The sequence below is a fragment of the Nocardia sp. NPDC060259 genome (genome assembly GCF_042728775.1).
In the GTDB taxonomy this organism is placed as follows: domain Bacteria; phylum Actinomycetota; class Actinomycetes; order Mycobacteriales; family Mycobacteriaceae; genus Nocardia.
Genome location: NZ_JBHXAY010000011.1, coordinates 93141 through 112171, shown reverse-complemented (window position 1 = coordinate 112171; position 19031 = coordinate 93141). Strand labels below are relative to the sequence as shown.

Below are 19031 nucleotides of genomic sequence, written 5' to 3'. Positions count from 1 at the left end.
GGTGGGCGCGAACTTTCGCGCCCACCGGCTCTTTTGCTATCAGTCCAGCGAGACGTACACCTCGACACTCGTCGGGCCGGTGTAGCGCTCGAGTTCGGCCGTGTGCGAGCGGGTGATGGTGCCGGCGTTCTCGGCCTTGATGACCTGGGCCCACGCGGTGCGCAGCAGGTCGTAAGGTTTGTCGGAGACCACGAACTTGGCATAGCGGCCCGCCGGGATGCGGGTCAGCACATCGCCGGAGTCGACGTCGTCGAGCCCGTCGACCTCATAGCCGAGAACCGCCACGGCATGGTCGTTCTGGCCGATGTAGGCGGCGGCGCGGGGAACCGTCTTCTCCCTGGATAGGTACCGGTCCCAGGTGAAGTTCACCAGGTCGAGGTCGCGGGCGGTCACCTCGCGACCGGCCAGCGGCACGGTGAGTCCCGCGATCAGCCCGTCGGCGAGGGTGACGATCTCGAAGTCGACAGTCATGGCTATTCGCCGCCCTTCTCGTCGATCAGCGAAACGAAGATCTCGACCGTGCGCTCGTCCGGATACTGCTCGTAGTCGCCGGAGTACGCACGCTCGAACTCACCGGCTGCCTCGGCGTCCCAGATCTGGCGCCACAGCGCGACGATGGTGTCGCCGCGGTGCTCGCCGCTGGCGACGAAGCGGGCGTAGCGGCCCGCCGGGATGCGCGCGAGCACGTCACCGACCTGGAGATCGGCGAGGGTCTTGCACTCGTAGCCGACGATGTGGGTCAGGTAGGAGTTGATTTCCGTCGCGAAATCGACGTACCCCGTCGCGATCGGCCCAGGTAACTGCGGTCTCGCCTGCAGGTGCTGCCACGCCTCGACCACCTTGGCGCGGCGCGGCCCCTCCACGGCGAGCGCCGGACTGCGGAGCACAGTGCCCGCGATCAGCATCTCGGGACGGTCAACGACATTGAAATCCACCTGCGTAGCCCCTATGTCTAGTCTCGTCGTCGCTCGAGCGCATATCTTCCCGCATCGATATGACAGGTTTCGCGCCGGGATCGTTCGACGCGTCGTCGCGTCGCGGCAAACCGGCGATGCCGACTGGTCGGGCTGGTTCGCGCTCTGGCCAACGATGTTGCCATGTCCGCGGGGGCGTGGGGTCCGGGTGGCCAATCCGTGATCTATCCACCGCCGTCGCCGCCGAGCCCGGGGAACAATTCGCCGGGCGCGGAGGAGGGGCGTGGCGCAGGCGGGATGATGATCAGCGGCGCCGGATTACGTGGCGAGGTGGTCGGCGGGCCGATGATCTCCGGCGCCGGGTTGCGTGACGTGGTGGTCGGCGGCGTGATGAGATCCGGCACCGGGGTGCGCGGCGCGTTCGTCGGTGGGTTGAGGATGTCGTAGGGACTGCCGCCACCCGGCGCGGCGGGCGCAGGCACCGGCGAACCGCCGCGGCCGGGCAGCGCGGGCGTGGGAAACTGCTCGACGGGCGTGCCCGCCAGCGCGGTGTCCATCACCTGCTTCCAGATGTCGGAGGGCAGGCCGGATCCCCAGATCGCGCCACCGCGCCCGCTGCGCAACGGCTGCGGCTGCTCGGTGCCGACCCACACCGCCGTCGACAGCGACGGCGTATAGCCGATCATCCAGGCGTCCTTGTTGTCCTTGCTCTCGCCGAGCTGGGTGGTGCCGGTCTTGGCGGCCGACGGCCTGCCCTCGGCCAGCCCGTGCCCGTTGGAGTAGTTGGCGATCGGCAGCATGGCCTGGGTGGTGGAGTCGGCGATGCTCGCGATGATCCGCTGCTCGGGCTCTGGAAGCTGAACGCCCACACGGTTTTCCGGCGCGCCGCGGTCGAGCAGCACCCGCCCGTCGCCGGCGCTCACCCGCTGCACGAAGTACGGCTGGTGGTAGACGCCGGACGCGGCAAGGGTCGCGTACGCCGAGGCCATGTCGAGCGGGCGCACCAGATACTGCCCGAGCACGATCCCGTTGAGCGGGGGATCGCCCGCCTCGGTGAGGGTTCGGTCCTCCACGCCGGGGATGTACTCGGGGATGCCCGCCAGGTGCGCGGCCTCGGCGACCGAGCGCGGGCCGTCGGCCATCGTCATGGTGAGGCGGTAGAAGCTGGTGTTCAGTGAGCGTTTGAGCGCCTCGGTGAGCGCGCAGCGTCCGCAGGAATCGCCCTCCGCGTTGGTGATCGTGGTGCCGCGGTCGACCACCGGCGAGCTGTCGATCGCCCTGGTTGTCGGGATGCCCTGCCGCTGGGCCGCGACGAGCGCGAAAACCTTGAACGACGAACCGGTTTGCAGCGGTGCCTGCGCGAAATCGAAACCGGTGCCGTTCTCGCCGCCGTAGTAGGCGCGCACCGCGCCGCTGCGCGGATCGATCGAGACCACCGCGGCGCGCAGTTCCGGCGGCTGCCACTCCAGCCGCTGACGCACCGTGTCGACGGCGCCCGCCTGCGCGACGGGATCGATGGTCGTGGTGATCTGCAGTGCGCCCGTGTTGATGTCGGCGTCGCTGAGGCCCGCGGCGCGCAGCTCGCGCAGCACCTGGGTACGGATATGGCCTTCGGGCCCGAGCGCCACCGGCTCGGCCGGGATGTCGGCGAGCGGGATGATCGGCGGGAACACCGTCGCGTCGCGGTCGCCGGGGGCGAGCACCTTCATCTCGACCATGCCGTCGAGCACATACTGCCAGCGCGCTTTCAGCTGGTCGAGGTGGTTTTCAGGATCGAGCACCGAGGGTGAGCGGATCACCGCGGCGAGCACGGCCCCTTCGGCCAGGGTCAGCTCCGGCACCGGCTTGTCGAAATACGCCTTGGCCGCGGAGGCTATGCCGTATGCCCCGCGACCGTAGTAGATCGTGTTGAGGTAGGCGGCCAGGATCTCGTCCTTGCTCCACTGCCGCGCCATCTTCGCCGCGATGATCAGCTCGCGCATCTTGCGGGTGACGGTGCGCTCGGAGCTGAGGAAGGCGTTCTTCACGTACTGCTGGGTGATCGTCGAACCGCCACCGGCGTTGTCGTTGCCGAGCAGGTTGTCGCGGGCGGCCCGCAGGAACCCGCTCGTCGAATAGCCGGGGTTGGTATAGAAATTGCGATCCTCGGCGGCGAGCACGGCCGCACGCACGGGAAGCGGCACGTCGGTCAGCGGGATCGGGATCCGATTGCCTTTCGGCGGAATGAATTTCGTCAGCACGGTGGTGCCGTCGGCGGCCAGCACGGTGGCGGGCTGTTCGACGGCGACCTCGGCGGGCTCGGGGATCTCCGAGCTCCAGTAGATCGCGACGAACAGCAGCGCCGGCAGGCAGACGAAGATCACGAACAGCGCGGTGATCAGCCGCCGGATCTTCTGGCCCCTGGTGCGTGGGGTGCGGGATTCGTCGTCGGCGAGGCGTGCGGCCTGTGCTCGCCGCGCCGCGCCTTTGCGCGGCTGCTCACGTACAAGCGGGTCCTTGAATCCGGCGATCGAGGTGTACGGCGCGTCCGCATCGGAACGCCGGCGCCCACCCTCGGAGGCCACGACCATCTCCTTCCGGAGCGACGGAAGAACTCACCTGCAACCGACTCCGGTGACTCTACCCGCCGGGGACCGTGGAACCCGGGAGGAGCGCGTGGGGGCGGCGAACGCGCCGCCCCGCACCCGATCAGCTCTTCACGCCACCGGCGGTCAGACCGGAGATGATGCGGCGCTGGAACACCAGCACCATGATCACCAGCGGCACCGTGACGATCACGCCGGCCGCCATGATCGCCGCGTACGGCTGCACCAGCGGATCGTTGCCGGAGAACTGGGCGATCGCGACCGTGACCGGCCTGGTCTTCTCCCCGGACAGCAGCCGGGCGAGCAGGTACTCGTTGATCGAGGCGATGAACGCCAGGATCGCGGTGGTGAACACCGCGGGCGCCGCCAGCGGCAGCATGATCAGCCGGAACGCCTGCGCCTTGGTCGCGCCGTCGATGCGCGCGGCTTCTTCCAGCTCCCAGGGCAGTTCGGCGAAGAACGAGGCCAGGATGTAGACCGTCATCGGCAGCACGAAGGAGATGTTCGGAATGATCATCGCCTGGTACTCGCCGATCCAGCCCAGATCGGTGAACAGCTGGAACAGCGGCGTCACCAGCACGACCGCGGGGAACATCGAGGCCGACAGGATCAGCCCCGAGATCAGGTACTTGCCCGCGAACGCCATCCTGGCCAGCGCGTACGCGGCGAGCACACCGAGTGCCAGCGCGACCGCGGTGGTCACCGAACCGATGATCACGCTGTTGAGCAGCGCCTGGCCGAAGTTGTTGCCGCGACTGGTGTCGAAGGCGTTGCGGAAGTTGTCCAGCGTCACGTGGGTCGGCCACGGCGTGCTGTCGAAGGTGTAGGCCTGATCGCGGAACGCGACGACCGTCATCCAGTAGAACGGCCCAAGGCCCCACACCAGCACGATCAGCACACCGAGGTACATCCGCACGGTGCCGATCCGCTTGCGCCACGACACCGGCTGCACCGGCGCCTCCGCGCGCTCGACGGGCGCCTCTTTCGTCATCGACATGCTCATCAGTTCGCCTTCCGCTGTTCTTCCTGCGTGCGAACGGCGTTGGCGCCCAGCACCTTCACCAGCACGAACGCGATCGCGAAGACGAGCAGGAAGGTGATCGTCGAGAGCGCTGCGGCGCTGTTGGGGCCCTGGCGCACCTGTTCGACCACCAGGATCGACAGGGTGTTCGTCGCGGGGTTACCCAGCGTCATGATCGCGGGCAGGTCGTACATGCGCAGCGCGTCCATCGTGCGGAACAGCACCGCGACCAGCAGCGCCGGCTTGAGCAGCGGCAGCGTGATGTGCACGAACCGCTGCCAGGCCGACGCGCCGTCGACCTTGGCGGCCTCGTACACGTCGGCCGGAATGACCTGCAGGCCCGCCAGAATCAGCAGCGCCATGAACGGGGTCGTCTTCCAGACGTCGGCCGCGATGACCGCGAACCGCGACGCCCAGACGTCGGAGGTCCACAGGATGTGGGTGCCGAGCACCCGGTTCACCACGCCGTCGTACTGGAACATGAACTCCCACAGGCGCGCCGTGACGGCGGTGGGGATGGCCCACGGGATCAGCACCGCCGCGCGCAGCAGGGCCCGGCCACGGAAGGTCTTGCCCATCACGATGGCCATGCCGAGACCGAGGATCGCCTCCAGCGACACGGTCACCACCGTGAAGAACAGGGTGACCCCGACCGCGGACCAGAACTGGGAGCCGAGCGTGCCGGTGGGGCACGACACCGTGCCCATGAGCGAGTTGCACTGCTGCAGCAGCCAGTGCGTGTAGTTGCTCAGCCCGGCGCTGCCGCCCTCGACGAACATGCCGGTGGCCGGGTCGATCCCGGCGTCCTTCTGGAAGGACATGAAGATCGCCTGGACCACCGGATATCCGATGACCACGGCCAGCGCGACGAGCACCGGCGTGACGAAGAGCCACGCCTTGCCGGATCGTCGCAGTTCCAGCGCTAGCCCGCGCTGCTTGGCTCCCGAAGGATCCGACACCGTTACTACTCTCCTACGGTCTGGTCGGGTCCGCTGCGCGCTCCGCTACGAACCGGCGGTCTCGATGCCCTTTTGCATGCCGGCGACGGCGTCGTCGACGGACTTCGTGCCGTTCAGAGCAGCATAGGCGTTGTCCTGGATGGCCTTCGACACCGCGGGATAGAACGGGGTGACCGGACGCGGCACCGCGCTGGCGATGGATTCCTTCAGCGCGGGCAGGTACGGCATCTTCGCGATCAGGGCCGGGTCGTCGTAGAGCGAGGCGCGCACCGACGGCAGCGCGCCCGAGGCGATGATCTGCTGGGCCTCTTCGCTGATCAGGTAGCGCACGAAATCGGCCGCGGTGGCCTTGTTCTTGGAGAACGCGCTGATCGCGGCGTTGTAGCCACCGAGGGTCGAGGCGCCGATGCCGGTGTTGCCTGGCAGCGGGGCGACGCCGAACTTGTCCTTCACCGAGGAGGTGTCGGCATTGGCCTGGGCGTACAGGTACGGCCAGTTGCGCAGGAACAGCAGCTTGCCGGACTCGAACGCGCTGGCGCTCTCGCCTTCCTTGAAGGTGATGGCTTCCTTGGGGATGTCACCGTTCTTGTAGGCGTCGACGAGGACCTTCAGGCCCGCCTTCGACTCCGGGCTGTTCACGGTCGGGGTCTTGCCGTCGGCGCCGACGAAGCTGCCGCCGAAGGCGTTGATGACCTCGGAGGTGTTCACGGTCAGGCCCTCGTAGGGGGCGAGCTGACCGGCGTAGCAGCCGATGTTGTTGTCGCGGGCAACCTGGCACTGACCGAGCATCTCGCTCCAGGTCCGCGGGGCGGTGGGGACCAGGTCCTTGCGGTAGTACAGCAGGCCGCCGTTGGTGTTGCGCGGGGCCGCGTACAGGGTGCCGTTGTAGGTGGCGCTGGCGACGGTCGGCGCGAGCAGCGGCGCGGTGTCGATGGCGAAGGTGTCCTTGAGCGGCTGGATCCAGCCCTTCGCGGCGAATTCCGCTGTCCACGGCACATCGAGGGCGACGACGTCGTAGCCGTCCTGCTTGGCGCGGAAGTGCTCGGCGAGGTCGTCGTGCTGCTGGTTGGCGTCGGCCGACTGCTCCTTGAACGTCACCTGCTCGTTCGGGTGCGCGGCGTTCCACCGGTCGATGAGCTGCTTGACCACACCGGTTTCGGTGGTGTCCTTACCCTCGACGTAGGTGATCGGGCCGCGGCCCGTCAGGTTCTGGTCGAGCGCGTTGCCTCCGTTGTCGCTGGAGCAGGCACTGGCGAACGATGCGGTAAGCAACGCAATCGAGGCAGCAGCCATCGTCGCTCTCGGGACAAACTTCAAGGCCATCGCAGACACTCCAGGGTCGAGACGTGAGCAGCAGCACACCCGTGCGGTGCACAAGGCAACATACATGGTGGCGGGTCCTCGCGTCCGATCGTCCTGTCCATTCAGCTACTTTCCGGTCAGTTCACTGTCGGTGTGGTGCCCTACCCTCGACGGGGTGACCAGCCCATCGCCGTCGACGCCCGACCGGATGCTCACCCGGATCGGCGGTTTGCTGCGCAAGGCCGAGGCCACCGACAATGAACACGAGGCCGAGGCTTTTCTCGCCGCGGCCCAGCGGCTGGCCACGAAGTCCTCGATCGATCTCGCGGTAGCCCGCTCCCACGTCGCCGACCGTGAGCGCAGGTCGGCACCGGTGCAGCGGATCATCCCGATCGGCGAACCAGGTCGAAAAGGACTGCGCACCTACGTCCAGCTGTTCGTCGCGATCGCCACGGCCAACGATGTGCGCTGCGATGTCGCCCGCAGCTCCGCCCAGGTGTACGCCTACGGTTTCACCGCCGACATCGACGCCTGCGAAGCCTTGTACGCGAGCCTGCTGATCCAGATGGTTCGTGCCTCGGATCACTACATCAAATCCGGCGCGTACCGGGAGGCGACGGTCGTCAAGATCGTCGCGGAGAAGCGCTTCGGGCGCACTGTGCGCCGCAAGGTCGAAGCGCCGGTGGCCGGGGTGACCGCGCGGCTGAATTTCCAGATGGCCTTCGCCGCCCGCGTCGGCGCGCGCCTGGCGGAGGTGAAGGCCGAGGTCGTTGCTGAGGAGACCCCGGCCGAGTCGACAGGTACCGCACTGGCCCTGCGCGACAAGGAAGTCGCCCTCACCGACTTCTACACGGCCACCTCGGAGGCCCGCGGTACCTGGCGCGGACCCCAGACCTCCACCGGCCACTCGGCGGCAGCCCGGCGCGCGGGTGATCGGGCCGGGCGCACCGCCCGGCTCGGAACGTCGCCGGAATTACCCGCCGCGCGGGCGAAAATCACGGGGCGATGAGACCGGACGGCGATGCGCCGGTACAGGCTCGGCGAATAGCCCGGGCCGCCCGCAGCGCGGGTGAAACTCACGGGCTGATGCGAGCGCACGGCGAGGGCGATGCGCCGGGACAAGCTCGGCGGACAGCCGAAACCGCACGACTGTGGGTATCTGCATCGGCCGCGTTCTCGGTAGGGCGGGCGCGAACGACCGGATCGACAGCTGAGCGACCTTCTGCGCGGTGCCTTGTGCGGGTGCGTGCCGCCGAGCACCGGAGTCGGAGGAGTATGTGCGGGCCGAGGGCGGCGACCGGAGCGTGCTGTGGCGTCGGGTGATCCGCACCGCCGCCGAGATTCCCAGCGGGCCAAGGTCTATGACGCGGAGCAATTGGTACGCGGGGTGTTCGATCGGGCGCAGGAGTTCGGGCATCGCACCGTCGACGTCTACGGTTCACAGCTCACGCTGCCCGTCGAGCGTCGCTTCGCGTCAGTAGAGTCGGTGCAGTCCTACGTGGACAAGGTCCTGGCGCTGAACTGGGTACGCGCGCAATGGGAAAGGGCCGGATCGCCGGTTCGGGTGCGCGCGCGAGCCGGGGCATCGGCCGCCCACTACGAACCGGCCGACGCGGTGCTGGCCGTTCCGCTGCACACCGGGGCGACGGCATGGGCGTTGCGCGAGCTGGTGGTGTTGCACGAACTCGCCCATCACCTCGCACCCGCCGACGAGGCGGCGCACGGCCCCGAATTCTGTACTCGCTATGTCGAATTGGTCGACGGCGTGATCGGCCCCGAAGCTGCCCTGCTGATCCGGACGACGTTCGCCGGGTGCGGTATTCGTTTCAATTGACCGGTAAGGTCCGGCATTTTCGTGCAGTTCGGCGCTACGCAGTCAGTATTTCGACCGAAGCCGAGCGAATTGCACGAATATGCCGGACCCGAGCGCCGATCAGTCCTCGGCGACCTGCACGTCGACCGCGATATTGCCGCGGGTCGCGTTGGAGTACGGGCACACCTGGTGCGCGGCCTCGGCCAGCGCCTGCGCGTCCTCACGCGACAGGTGCGGCAGCGTGACCTCGAGGGTGACGGCCAGCTGGAATCCGCCGTTGTCGTTCGGGCCGATCGAAACCTGCGCGCCGACAGCGGAATCCGCGATATCCGCGCCCGCCTTCTTGCCGACCAGGCGCAGCGCCGAGTGGAAGCAGGCGGCGTAACCGGCCGCGAACAGCTGCTCGGGGTTGGTGCCCGCACCGTCGCCGCCCAACTCCTTCGGCGGGGCGAGCACGACGTCGAGCTTGCCGTCGGTGGTGCGCGCGGTGCCGGTGCGGCCTTCGCCGCTGGCCAGGGCTTCGGCGGTGTAGAGGACCTGCATGGGAGCTCTCATTTCTCTGTGAGGGAATCGGTGAGTTTGCGCAGTAGTCCGCGCAGTGCGGTGATCTCGTCGACGGACAGTCCCGCGATCTCGGCCATCTCGGCCGGAATCCTGCACGCCTCGGCGCGCAGCGACCGCCCGTGTCCGGTGAGCACGATGTCGACCCGGCGTTCGTCCTCGGCCGCCCGCCGACGTTCGACGAACCCGGTCGCCTCCAGCCGCTTGAGCAGCGGAGACAACGTTCCCGAGTCGAGGTCGAGCGCTTTGCCGAGCTCGCCGACACTGCGCCCGTCGTGTTCCCACAACGCGAGCATCACCAGATATTGCGGATACGTGAGCCCGAGCTGTTCCAGCTTCGGGCGATAGACCGCCGTCATCGCCCGCGAAGCCGCGTACAGCGGGAAACACAGCTGTTCGTCGAGGGTGAGTCCGTCGGTCATGAGAACAATGTAGCCCACAATTAAGTTGTGCACAACCAATCAGTGGAACACGATGGCGAGAAACCCCGAGACATAGGCGAGCGCGAAGAGCACCGGCACCCACTGCTCGATATGGGACAGCGGCAAAAACCGCGCCCGATCCCGGCCTTCACCGAGGGCCCACCATTCGGCCTTCCAGAAGGGCGAGGCGGGCAGCCGCTCCTCGAGCGCCCCGATCACCTGGAACTTGGCGCAGTTCAGCAACCGGTAGCTACGGACCAGATAGAACCAGGCGACGCACTGGCCCAGGAGAGCGATCAGCGGAATCACCAGCCACACCGCCGTATCGGGCGGCGGTGACTTCCCGAAGAGGGGGACGAAGGCGAAGATGCTTGTGTTGAGGGTCAGGAAGAAGGAATTCGCCAGGCCACGCCGGGCGCTCACGCGGTCGGTCATCTCCACATAGAGGCGGTACTGCTCGAGCACCGCATTGTCATAAGCGGCGGTCTGGCCTTCTGGGACTCGACTTTCCGGCGACTCGTTCCACAGCCGGTTACTGAGCTCGGATCGTTGATCGTTGTGGGTCACCGTCCACCTCCGGAGGTGTGGTGTGGCCGATCGGGCGTTCGGTCGCTGCTGGGGTGCGGCCGTGGTGTCTGTTCGTGTCGGCGGTGAAAACCGCTGGGCCGACCAGGTTTCGGACCTACTTCGCGTATCGGCATGTCGTGTCCCAGTCGGAGGGTAGGTAGGACTGCACCTCGGCGAGGGTGACGTAGGGAGTGGCGAGCTCACACGCCTTGTCCGCGTCCCAGAGTCGGTCCCACAGCCGGATGGTCCGGTCCTCGCTCGCGGTGGCCAGCTGAGAACCGTCCGGACTGAAGGCCACCGAGAACACACCATCGGTGTGACCGGTGAGCGGAGCACCGATCGCGCGACCGGTGGCTAGGTCCCATAGCCGAACGGTCTGGTCGCTGCCTGCCGAAGCCAGCAGAATTCCGTCCGGCCGGAACGCGACAGTATTCACACCGTCGGTGTGGCCGGTGAGTGGAGGCCGGGTGGGTTGTCTGGTGCGCGGGTCCCACAGCTTCACGGTGCGTTGGGAGCCCGCGGTCGCCAGTCGAGTGCCGTCCGGGCTGAAGGCGACCGCGGCGAACACCTCTGTGCGCTCGGTGACTGGTTCGCCGACCGGCCGGTCGGCGGTGAGATCCCACAGTCGCATGGGCTGCGGAGCCTTGCTGGTGGAAGCCAGCCGGGTGCCGTCCGGGCTGAACGCCACCGAGTACACCGGGCCGAAGTGGCCTCCAAGTGGTTTGCCGATCAGCTGACCAGTGCTGACGTCCCACAGGCGCACCGTCTTGTCATCGCCCGCGGTGGCCAGCCGGGTGCCGTCCGGACTGAACGCGACATCGAAAACCCCGCTGGTGTGACCGACGAGAGGTGGGCCGGTGGATTGCCCGGTGGTGGGATTCCACAGCCGTACGGTGCGATCCGCGCCTGTGGTGGCCAATAGGGTGCTGTCCGGGCTGAAGGCCAACGCGCTCACCGCGCCGGTGTGGCCGGTGAGCGGTTCGCCGACCGGGCCACCGGTGCGCGGGTCCCACAACCACACGCTGCCGTCCGTGCCGCTGGATGCCAACAGGGCCCCGTTCGGGCTGAACGCCACATCGGTCACCAGTCCGGTGTGGCCGGTGAGCGGTTTGCTGACCGACCCATCGGAGATGAGGTTCCACAACCGCATGGTTGCGTCGTCGCTGGTGGTGGCCAGCCGCCTGCCATCCGGGCTGAACGCCACCGCCTTCACCTCACCGGTGTGGCCTGTCAGAGGTTCGCCGGCCTGTTTACCGGTGGTCGGGTCCCACAATCGCACGGTCGTGTCGATGCCCCCGGTGGCGAGCCGGGTACCGTCCGGGCTGAAAGCCACCGAAAGCACCGTGTCGGTGTGGCCGGTGAGAGGTTCGCCGATGGGCAGGCCGGTGGTGGGATCCCATAGTCGCACGGTGTCGTCCGCGCCGGTGGTGGCCAGCCGGGTGCCGTCCGGGCTGAAGGTCACGTCGGCTACCCAATCCGTATGGCCGACCAGATCGGAACCGACCTGCGCGCCTGTCGACGGATTCCACAGCCGCACGGTTCGATCGGCATCGGCGGTGGCCAGCAGCGTGCCGTCCGGGCTGAATGCCACGGCGCACACGACCTCGGGGTCGGCGGTGATCGACTCGCCGATCGGCGCGCCGGTCGTGGGGTTCCACAGCCGCACGGTGCCGTCCTTGCTGCTGGAGGCCAGCAGAGTGCCGTTCGGGCTGAACGCCACGTCGTTCACCAGGTCGGTGTGGCCGGTGAGTGGTTCGCCGATCTGCTGACCGGTCGCCGCGTCCCACAGCCGCACGGCTCGATCCTCCCCTCCGGTGGCCAGCCGGGTGCCGTCGGGACTGAAAGCTACCGCGAATACCTCGTCCGGGTCGGCGACGATCGGTTCGCCGATCTGCTTGCCGGTCGCCGGGTCCCACAGCCGCACCGTCGCATCACTGCTCCCGGTGGCGATCCGGCTGCCGTTCGGGCTGAACGCCACGTCGTACACCCAGTCGACGTGGCCGGTGACCGGTGGGAGGGCGGGCTGTCCCGGGCTTCGGCCGAAGGCGATGCGGGCGTTGACCATAGCGCTGGTGGACTGCCACAGGGGCACCGGTGTCGCCCGGCTGCTCTCCGCGGCGAGCGCGAGCGCGAGCGCGGAATTGCCGGTGGCGGCATCACGCGACGCGGCGGCCAGAGCCAGGGCGACGGCCTCGTTGCGTTGGCGTATCGCCTCTCGCTGTTTGACGACGGCGATCGTGGCCGCGGCGACCGCGAGCACGGTCAGCACGACCAGCCCGATGACCGCGGCCCGCCGCAACCGCCGGAAGCGCCGCTGCTCCCGCAGATCCTCACCGGCCAGCTCTGATTTCGGCTTGCCGTGGATCGGTGCGGCCAGGTCGGTGACTTTCTCCCGGAACAGCGGCGCGCGTGGATCCCACGGCGCGTCCGCGCTGACGTCGACGTAGAACGGTTCGGTGGGCAGCACCCCCGGCTCGGTGAGCGCCGGCAGCGCGACATCGGAACGATCCGGATCGAACCGTCCGGTGGCTTCGTCCCAGCGCAGATGCCCGTCGGCCACCACGAACAGCAGCTCATCCGCACCCCGCCGCCGCAGCCAGTGGGCGACTTCCTTGTCGACCCAGCGCGAGGCGGCGGCCTGCGGGGAGAGGACGACGATCAGATACCGGGCGCGGTCCATCGCTTCGGCGACCTTGCCCCACAGGTCGGGGCTGGCGGTCAGATCGGTGGCATCCCGGAACACCCGCAGCGCGCGCAGCTGACCCACACGCCTGCCGATGCGGTGCAGACCGGACTGGATTCCCGCCGCGACCGGGCGATCGTGGTGGGTATAGGAAATAAAGGCGTCGTAGGTGAACGCCGCCCCCTGCGCGTGAGTCAACCGTCCCGGGGCGGCATCGGCCTGCACGGACATGGGCTCATCTCCACGAAAAGGCTCATGAACTGGACTTTCTGAGCCTCCCGCTTCGGCGCGCGGATATCGCGGGTAGTCCACTACTCGGCTTCGCGAGAGATGGCCGGCCCGCGGTCGACCGGCTACCAACTCGGGCAGGCAGCCACCGAGCCACCAAATTCAGCGGCGCGGAATCAGCCCGTGTCGAGCAACGCTCCGACCGGCTCGCGGCGCCGCGACGACCACTCGGTGGCGAGGTTCAGCGTCGCGGTATCAGTCCGCGTCGAGCAGTGCGCTGACCCGCTCGTACCGCCGCAACCACCACTCGGTCCGCTGCGGATCGGGATGCCGGTACTTGTCGAGCAACGCAGGGTCCGGTTCCGGCGCGATCGTCGGAACCTCGAGCCACCCGTTCACCGGCATCAGCGATTCGGCGACAAGATCGCCCTCGAACAGTGCGAGAGTCCCCAGTCCACAGGCGAATTCGAGCTGCGGCAGTGCGCCTGCCAACGCGATCTGGGCGGCCAGCCCGACACTCGTCTCCAACGCCGACGACACCACGGTCGGCAGCCCGGCCGCCTCGGCAACGGCCAACGCCCGCCGAACCCCGCCCAGCGGAGTGCATTTCAGCACCGCGACATCAGCGGCCCCCGCCACCGCGACCCGCAGCGGATCCTCCGCCCGCCGAATCGACTCGTCCGCCGCGATCGGCACCGAAACCCGCCGCCGCACCTCGGCCAATTCCTCGACCGTCCGGCACGGCTGCTCGACATACTCCAATCCACCGGCAGCCCGGTCGATCTCGCCGATATGCCGAACCGCGGTCTCCACATCCCACACCGCATTGGCATCCACCCGAACCGCCCCATCGGCCCCGATGGCCTCCCGCACCGCAGCCACCCGTGCCAGATCCTCACTCAACGACCCGGGATGATCGGCCACCTTCACTTTCGCTGTCGCACAACCCGACTCACGCACAATCCGCCCAGCCCGCTCGGCATCGACAGCGGGCACGGTGCAATTCACCGGCACCCGATCCCGCACCGGCGCAGGCCACCCCACCGTCGCCTGCTCCACCGCCGTAGCCAACCACCCCGCCGCCTCCCGATCGTCATACTCGGGAAACGCACAGAACTCCCCCCACCCCAACGGCCCCCGAATCAACATCCCCTCACGCACAGTGATCCCCCGAAACCGCGTACGCAGCGGAATCGCATAAACGAACGTGTCGGCGCCCACCCCGCGATCGTAGAGGTCGCCTACACCGAGCCGGATCAGTCGATGCCGAACCGCCCGTGACGGCGCTGACCTCAGCGCCGTCACGGGGGTGAGGTCAGAGGCGTTCGATGATGGTGGCGTTGGCGAGGCCGCCCGCTTCGCACATGGTTTGCAGGCCGTAGCGGGCGCCGCGCTGGTGGAGGGCGTGGACGAGGGTGGTGGTGAGGCGGGCGCCGGAGGCGCCGAGGGGGTGGCCGAGGGCGATGGCGCCGCCGTTGACGTTGACTTTGCTCAGGTCGGCGCCGGTTTCCTCGGCCCAGGCCAGGACGACCGGCGAGAAGGCCTCGTTGATCTCGATCAGATCGATGTCGTCGAGTCGCAGGCCTGCCCGGCGCAGGACCTTCTCGGTGGCGGGGATGACCGCGGTGAGCATGAGCAGCGGGTCGTCGCCGGCGACGGCGAAGCTGTGCAGCCGGGCCAATGGGCGCAGGCCGAGCTGGGCGGCGCGTTCGCCGGACATGATGAGCACCGCGGCGCTGCCGTCGCTGACCTGACTGGCCGAGGCCGCCGTGATCTCCCAGCCGATCTGCGGGAAACGGGCCGCCATGGCCGGGTCGTAGTAGGCGGGCTTCAGCTTGCCGAGCGTCTCCAGGGTGGAACCGACCCGGATGCCCTCATCGGTGGCCAATCCGTTCAGCGCCGCGAGCTCGGCCGCGAAGAGCCCGTCTTTGGTTGCGCGGGCGGCCTTTTCGTGGCTGCCGAGCGCGAACTCGTCGAGCTGGGTGCGGGTCAGTCCCCACTTGGCGGCGATGAGTTCGGCGCTGATGCCCTGGGGCACAAGCTCATCCGGGTACCGCTCGGCGAACGCGACGCCGGACAGGTCGGTGGCCCCGATCAGGTTGGCGCCCATGGGAACCCGGCCCATCGACTCCACACCGGCCGCGACGACGATGTCGTACGCACCCGCGATCACCCCCTGCGCGGCGAAGTGAATGGCCTGCTGACTGCTCCCGCACTGCCGGTCGACAGTGGTGGCCGGCACCGATTCGGGATACCCGGCCGCCAGCGCGGCCCGCCGGGTCATGTTCGAACCCTGCTCGCCGACCTGGGTGACGATGCCGCCGATCACGTCGTCGACCAGGGCCGGGTCGATGCCGCTGCGCTCGATCACCGCGCGCAGGCTGTGCGCGAGCAGGTCGACGGGGTGGACGTCGTGGAGTGCGCCGTTCGGTTTGCCCCTGCCGATGGGGGTGCGTACCGCTTCGACGATGACCGCGTCTCGCATGGGAGTCCTCTTTCGACGGTGAGCCGACTCTGGCTCTATCCAACAATAGTCAGCGTAGGCGCTAACTATCATCTACTCAAGTCAGATGTGGGTATGATGTCGGTCATGGCAGCCGTGATGGAAGGACCCCTGGCCGATCTGAGCAGGTGGGATACCGCGGGCTGTTCCATTGCCAGAGCCATGGACCTGATCGGCACCCGCTCGGCGATGCTCATCCTGCGCGAGGCCTACTACGGCACCACCCGCTTCGACGGCTTCGCCCGCCGCGTCGGCATCACCGATGCCGCCGCGGCAGGCCAGCTCCGCAAGCTCACCGCGGCAGGCCTCCTGGAAAAGCGCCCCTACCAGGAAGAGGGCAAGCGCACCCGCAACGAATACGTCCTCACCGAGATGGGCCGCGACCTGCTCCCCGCGGTCGTCGCGCTCTGGCAGTGGGGCGACACCTACCTGCAACCCGGCCCGCCGCCGCTGCTGCGCGTCGACGCCGAGACCGGCGAGCCGGTCCGGGTCGAGTTGCGCAGCGCCGACGGGACCGAGGTCGAACTCGAGCGGCTGGCGGTCCGGGTCAACCAGGACTATCTACGCGCCCGCAAGGCGGCGAAGCGCGAGCAGTGACCCGGCTCAGGCGCTGAAAACGCCTATGTTCACATCCTCGGTGCCCAGTGCCTGGAACAGGCTCACCCAGAGCAGAACCATCGGCTCGGTGCTGCGTGCGGTGTGGAGCGGGCCGAGATCGATGAGTTGATCGGGGGCCCAGCCGAACGCGGTGAGCAGCTCGGTGACCGTCTTCTTGGCGTCGGCATCGTCGCCGCTGAGGAAGATGCTGTGTCTGCCGGGGATCCGCGCCGGATCGACCATCACCTGATTGTTGGTGGTGTTGAGCGTCTTCACGACGAACGCGTCGGGGAAGGCGGCCTGCAGCGACTCGGCGACGCTGCCCTCCTCGGGCACAACGAGTTTCGGTGGGAAGCCGTGCGAGAAGTCGAGCGGATTCGACACGTCGACGACGACCTTGCCGCGCAGATTCTCCGCACCGGCCGCGGTCAGCGCAGCCAGCGAGACAGTGCCCGACGTGGCGTTGACGATCAGCTCGGCCGCGGCCGCCGCGTCGGCGAAAGTGCCGTGGGCGCCCCCGGTTTCGGCGGCCCAGGCGGTGGCGTCGGCATTGTCGGCCGTGCGCGACCCCATCGTCACCGGGTACCCGATCTCGACCAGCTTGCTCGCCAGCCGACGGCCGACCTGCCCTGTGCCGAGTACTGCTACGCGCATTCCGCTACCCCGTCTCCGAGAAACCCCCGCCCGGCGAGCGCCGGGCCAGGTCAGCATAGGTTCAGGTGAGAGGCCTTGCCGAGCGACTATGCGCAGAGCAGAATCGGGCCGGCGACACCGGGTCGCCGGCCCATCCCGGTCAGCGCAGCCTGCGACCGTCCGCGGCGCCGAAGAAGTACACGTGCTCGGGATCGACGGTCAGCCGCAGCAGCTCGCCCTTGGCCGGCGGATTACGCCAATCCACCCGCGCCACAATCGTTTCCCCGGTCTGCCCGTTCGCGCCGTCGGAGGCCGCGCGACCGTAGACATAGGCGTCGGAGCCGAGCTCCTCGACCACGTCGACCTCCATCCGGAGACCGCCGTCGCCCACCTCGAGGTGCTCGGGACGGATACCGAGCACGACAGTGCCCTCGCCCGCGTCGGCCACCGCGCGCGGCACCGGCACCGGGTAGCCGCCGATGGTGACGGTGCCGTCGGCGACGGGCAGCGTGAACAGGTTCATCGCGGGCGAGCCCATGAACCCGGCGACGAACATGTTCGCCGGATCGCGGTAGAGGTCACGCGGGGACGCGCACTGCTGCAGCAGGCCGTCCTTGAGCACGGCGACGCGGTCACCCATCGTCATCGCCTCGACCTGGTCGTGGGTGACGTAGACGGTGGTGGTGCCGAGCCGGCGCTGCAGCTGGGCGATCTGGGTACGGGTCTGCACGCGCAGCTTGGCGTCGAGGTTCGACAGCGGCTCGTCCATCAGGAACACCTGCGGCTGGCGCACGATCGCGCGGCCCATCGCCACGCGCTGACGCTGACCACCGGACAGCGCCTTGGGCTTGCGGTCCAGGTACTGCTCGAGGTCGAGCAGCTTGGCCGCGGCCAGCACCCGCTCGTCGCGTTCGGCCTTGGACACCTTGGCCAGCTTCAGCGCGAAGCCCATGTTCTCCGCGACCGACATGTGCGGGTAGAGGGCGTAGTTCTGGAACACCATCGCGATATCGCGATCCTTGGGCTCGGCATGGGTGACGTCGTTGTCGCCGATCAGAATGCGTCCGCCGTTGACCTCTTCGAGGCCGGCCAGCATCCGCAGCGAGGTGGACTTGCCGCAACCGGAGGGGCCGACGAGGACCAGGAATTCGCCGTCGGCGATCTCCAGATCGAGTGCGTCGACGGCCGGTGTGGTCGCACCGGCGTAGAGCCTGGTGGCGCGGTCGAAGGTCACGGTAGCCATGCGTAGATCAACATCCCATCCCGGCAGGAACGTGCCGGACGATCCGAGTACAGGGTCGCAGGGATCGTAGCGGCCGGCGAGAGGCCGCGCCGGATTCCGGGTAGCCTCGGTCGCGGAGCCCACCCGAGTGCGGAGGAGCACGGTATGAGTCGTCCAGTTCGTATCGGAGTCCAGCTTCAGCCACAGCACGCGCCCGAGTACGCGCTCATCCGCGACGCGGTGCTGCGTGCCGAGGACGCCGGCGTCGACATCGTCTTCAATTGGGACCATTTCTACCCGCTCACCGGCGACCCGGTCGGCGCGCATTTCGAATGCTGGACCATGCTCGGCGCCTGGGCCGAACAGACCGAGCGGGTCGAGATCGGCGCGCTGGTCACCGGCGGCGGCTACCGCAATCCCGACCTGCTCGCCGACATGGCCCGCACGGTCGACCACATCAGCGACGGCAGGCTCATCCTCAGCATCGGCGCAGGCTGGTTCCAGCATGACTACGACGAGTACGGCTACGAGTTCGGCACGCCGGGCACCCGGCTGAATCTGCTCAAGGACAACCTGCCCCGGATCAAAGCCAGGCTCGCGAAGCTGAATCCGGCGCCGGTCAGGGAGATCCCGATCCTCATCGGCGGCGGCGGCGAACGCAAGACGCTGCGGCTGGTCGCCGAGTACGCCGACATCTGGCACTCCTTCGCCGCCCTCGACGCGCTGACGCACAAGAACAAGGTCCTCGCCGAGCACGCGGCGGCCGTCGGCGCCGACGCGACGCGCATCGAACGGTCGGTTCCGTGGCCTGGCCGGGCGAAAGCTGACGCGTTGCACGCGGCCGGCGTCACCCTGTTCACCGTGGGCGTTTCCGGTCCCGACTACGACCTCACCACGGTCAAGCGGGCGATCGAGTGGCGCGACGACGTGAACCCCGAGTCGCTCGAAGGCCTCGCCTGACCAGGCGATCCGTGTCGCCGACAGGCGCGTAACCATCACTGTGCGAGGTTGCGGCTAGGGT

18 protein-coding genes are annotated in these 19031 nt (G+C 68.3%); 4 read left to right on the top strand and 14 right to left on the bottom strand.

The window, feature by feature from the left end; genetic code table 11:
- Positions 1-39 precede the first annotated feature (39 nt).
- The 6 genes from ACFWF2_RS07760 to ACFWF2_RS07735 all read right to left on the bottom strand — a co-directional run bounded on the left by ACFWF2_RS07760 (position 40) and on the right by ACFWF2_RS07735 (position 6802).
- Positions 40-471, bottom strand: coding sequence for a GyrI-like domain-containing protein (locus ACFWF2_RS07760; RefSeq protein WP_379305715.1), 432 nt, complete (start codon positions 469-471; stop codon positions 40-42).
- Between the two features lie 2 nt (positions 472-473).
- Positions 474-935, bottom strand: a complete 462-nt coding sequence (locus ACFWF2_RS07755; protein ID WP_379305713.1) for a GyrI-like domain-containing protein — start codon at positions 933-935, stop codon at positions 474-476.
- A gap of 203 nt (positions 936-1138) precedes the next feature.
- Positions 1139-3484: a transglycosylase domain-containing protein gene (locus tag ACFWF2_RS07750; protein WP_379305711.1), complete on the bottom strand. Its 2346-nt coding sequence runs from the start codon at positions 3482-3484 to the stop codon at positions 1139-1141.
- A 118-nt stretch (positions 3485-3602) separates the two neighbouring features.
- Positions 3603-4490, bottom strand: a complete 888-nt coding sequence (locus ACFWF2_RS07745; RefSeq protein WP_378852234.1) for a carbohydrate ABC transporter permease — start codon at positions 4488-4490, stop codon at positions 3603-3605.
- A gap of 11 nt (positions 4491-4501) precedes the next feature.
- A complete protein-coding gene (locus tag ACFWF2_RS07740) occupies positions 4502-5479 on the bottom strand; it encodes a carbohydrate ABC transporter permease (RefSeq protein ID WP_379305709.1) in 978 nt (325 codons plus the stop codon).
- A 45-nt stretch (positions 5480-5524) separates the two neighbouring features.
- Positions 5525-6802 (bottom strand): ABC transporter substrate-binding protein, encoded by a 1278-nt coding sequence (locus ACFWF2_RS07735; RefSeq protein WP_379305707.1) that lies wholly within the window; start codon positions 6800-6802, stop codon positions 5525-5527.
- 187 nt (positions 6803-6989) lie between these two features.
- Here ACFWF2_RS07735 and ACFWF2_RS07730 point away from each other — a divergent pair, with 187 nt between their 5' ends.
- Both ACFWF2_RS07730 and ACFWF2_RS07725 read left to right on the top strand, forming a co-directional pair.
- Positions 6990-7790 carry a DUF2786 domain-containing protein gene (locus ACFWF2_RS07730; protein ID WP_379305733.1) on the top strand — a complete coding sequence of 267 codons (801 nt, stop codon included), beginning with the start codon at positions 6990-6992 and terminating at the stop codon, positions 7788-7790.
- A 300-nt stretch (positions 7791-8090) separates the two neighbouring features.
- Positions 8091-8615 (top strand): TIGR04338 family metallohydrolase, encoded by a 525-nt coding sequence (locus tag ACFWF2_RS07725; RefSeq protein ID WP_379305705.1) that lies wholly within the window; start codon positions 8091-8093, stop codon positions 8613-8615.
- 99 nt (positions 8616-8714) lie between these two features.
- Here ACFWF2_RS07725 and ACFWF2_RS07720 read toward each other — a convergent pair whose 3' ends face one another.
- The 6 genes from ACFWF2_RS07720 to ACFWF2_RS07695 form a co-directional block, all read right to left on the bottom strand.
- Positions 8715-9137, bottom strand: coding sequence for an organic hydroperoxide resistance protein (locus tag ACFWF2_RS07720; RefSeq protein ID WP_379305703.1), 423 nt, complete (start codon positions 9135-9137; stop codon positions 8715-8717).
- A gap of 8 nt (positions 9138-9145) precedes the next feature.
- Entirely contained in the window at positions 9146-9577 is a 432-nt protein-coding gene (locus tag ACFWF2_RS07715; RefSeq protein ID WP_379305701.1) for a MarR family winged helix-turn-helix transcriptional regulator, read from the bottom strand.
- A gap of 39 nt (positions 9578-9616) precedes the next feature.
- On the bottom strand, positions 9617-10144 hold the full coding sequence (locus tag ACFWF2_RS07710; RefSeq protein ID WP_379305699.1) for a hypothetical protein: 528 nt from the start codon (positions 10142-10144) through the stop codon (positions 9617-9619).
- 115 nt (positions 10145-10259) lie between these two features.
- Positions 10260-13058: a TIR domain-containing protein gene (locus ACFWF2_RS07705; protein WP_379305697.1), complete on the bottom strand. Its 2799-nt coding sequence runs from the start codon at positions 13056-13058 to the stop codon at positions 10260-10262.
- A 252-nt stretch (positions 13059-13310) separates the two neighbouring features.
- A complete protein-coding gene (locus ACFWF2_RS07700; protein WP_379305695.1) occupies positions 13311-14276 on the bottom strand; it encodes an o-succinylbenzoate synthase in 966 nt (321 codons plus the stop codon).
- Positions 14277-14370: 94 nt separating this feature from the next.
- On the bottom strand, positions 14371-15540 hold the full coding sequence (locus ACFWF2_RS07695; RefSeq protein WP_379305693.1) for a thiolase family protein: 1170 nt from the start codon (positions 15538-15540) through the stop codon (positions 14371-14373).
- Positions 15541-15633: 93 nt separating this feature from the next.
- Here ACFWF2_RS07695 and ACFWF2_RS07690 point away from each other — a divergent pair, with 93 nt between their 5' ends.
- Complete coding sequence (locus ACFWF2_RS07690) at positions 15634-16155, top strand: winged helix-turn-helix transcriptional regulator (protein ID WP_379305691.1); 522 nt, start codon at positions 15634-15636, stop codon at positions 16153-16155.
- A gap of 6 nt (positions 16156-16161) precedes the next feature.
- Here the strand turns inward: ACFWF2_RS07690 and ACFWF2_RS07685 are convergent, their stop codons facing one another.
- Together ACFWF2_RS07685 and ACFWF2_RS07680 are read right to left on the bottom strand one after the other, a co-directional pair.
- Positions 16162-16809, bottom strand: coding sequence for an NADPH-dependent F420 reductase (locus ACFWF2_RS07685; protein ID WP_379305689.1), 648 nt, complete (start codon positions 16807-16809; stop codon positions 16162-16164).
- A gap of 139 nt (positions 16810-16948) precedes the next feature.
- Positions 16949-18031 (bottom strand): ABC transporter ATP-binding protein, encoded by a 1083-nt coding sequence (locus tag ACFWF2_RS07680; protein WP_379305687.1) that lies wholly within the window; start codon positions 18029-18031, stop codon positions 16949-16951.
- A gap of 144 nt (positions 18032-18175) precedes the next feature.
- Between ACFWF2_RS07680 and ACFWF2_RS07675 the strand changes: the two genes are divergently transcribed.
- Positions 18176-18970, top strand: a complete 795-nt coding sequence (locus ACFWF2_RS07675) for an LLM class F420-dependent oxidoreductase (protein ID WP_379305685.1) — start codon at positions 18176-18178, stop codon at positions 18968-18970.
- The last annotated feature ends 61 nt before the right edge of the window (positions 18971-19031 follow it).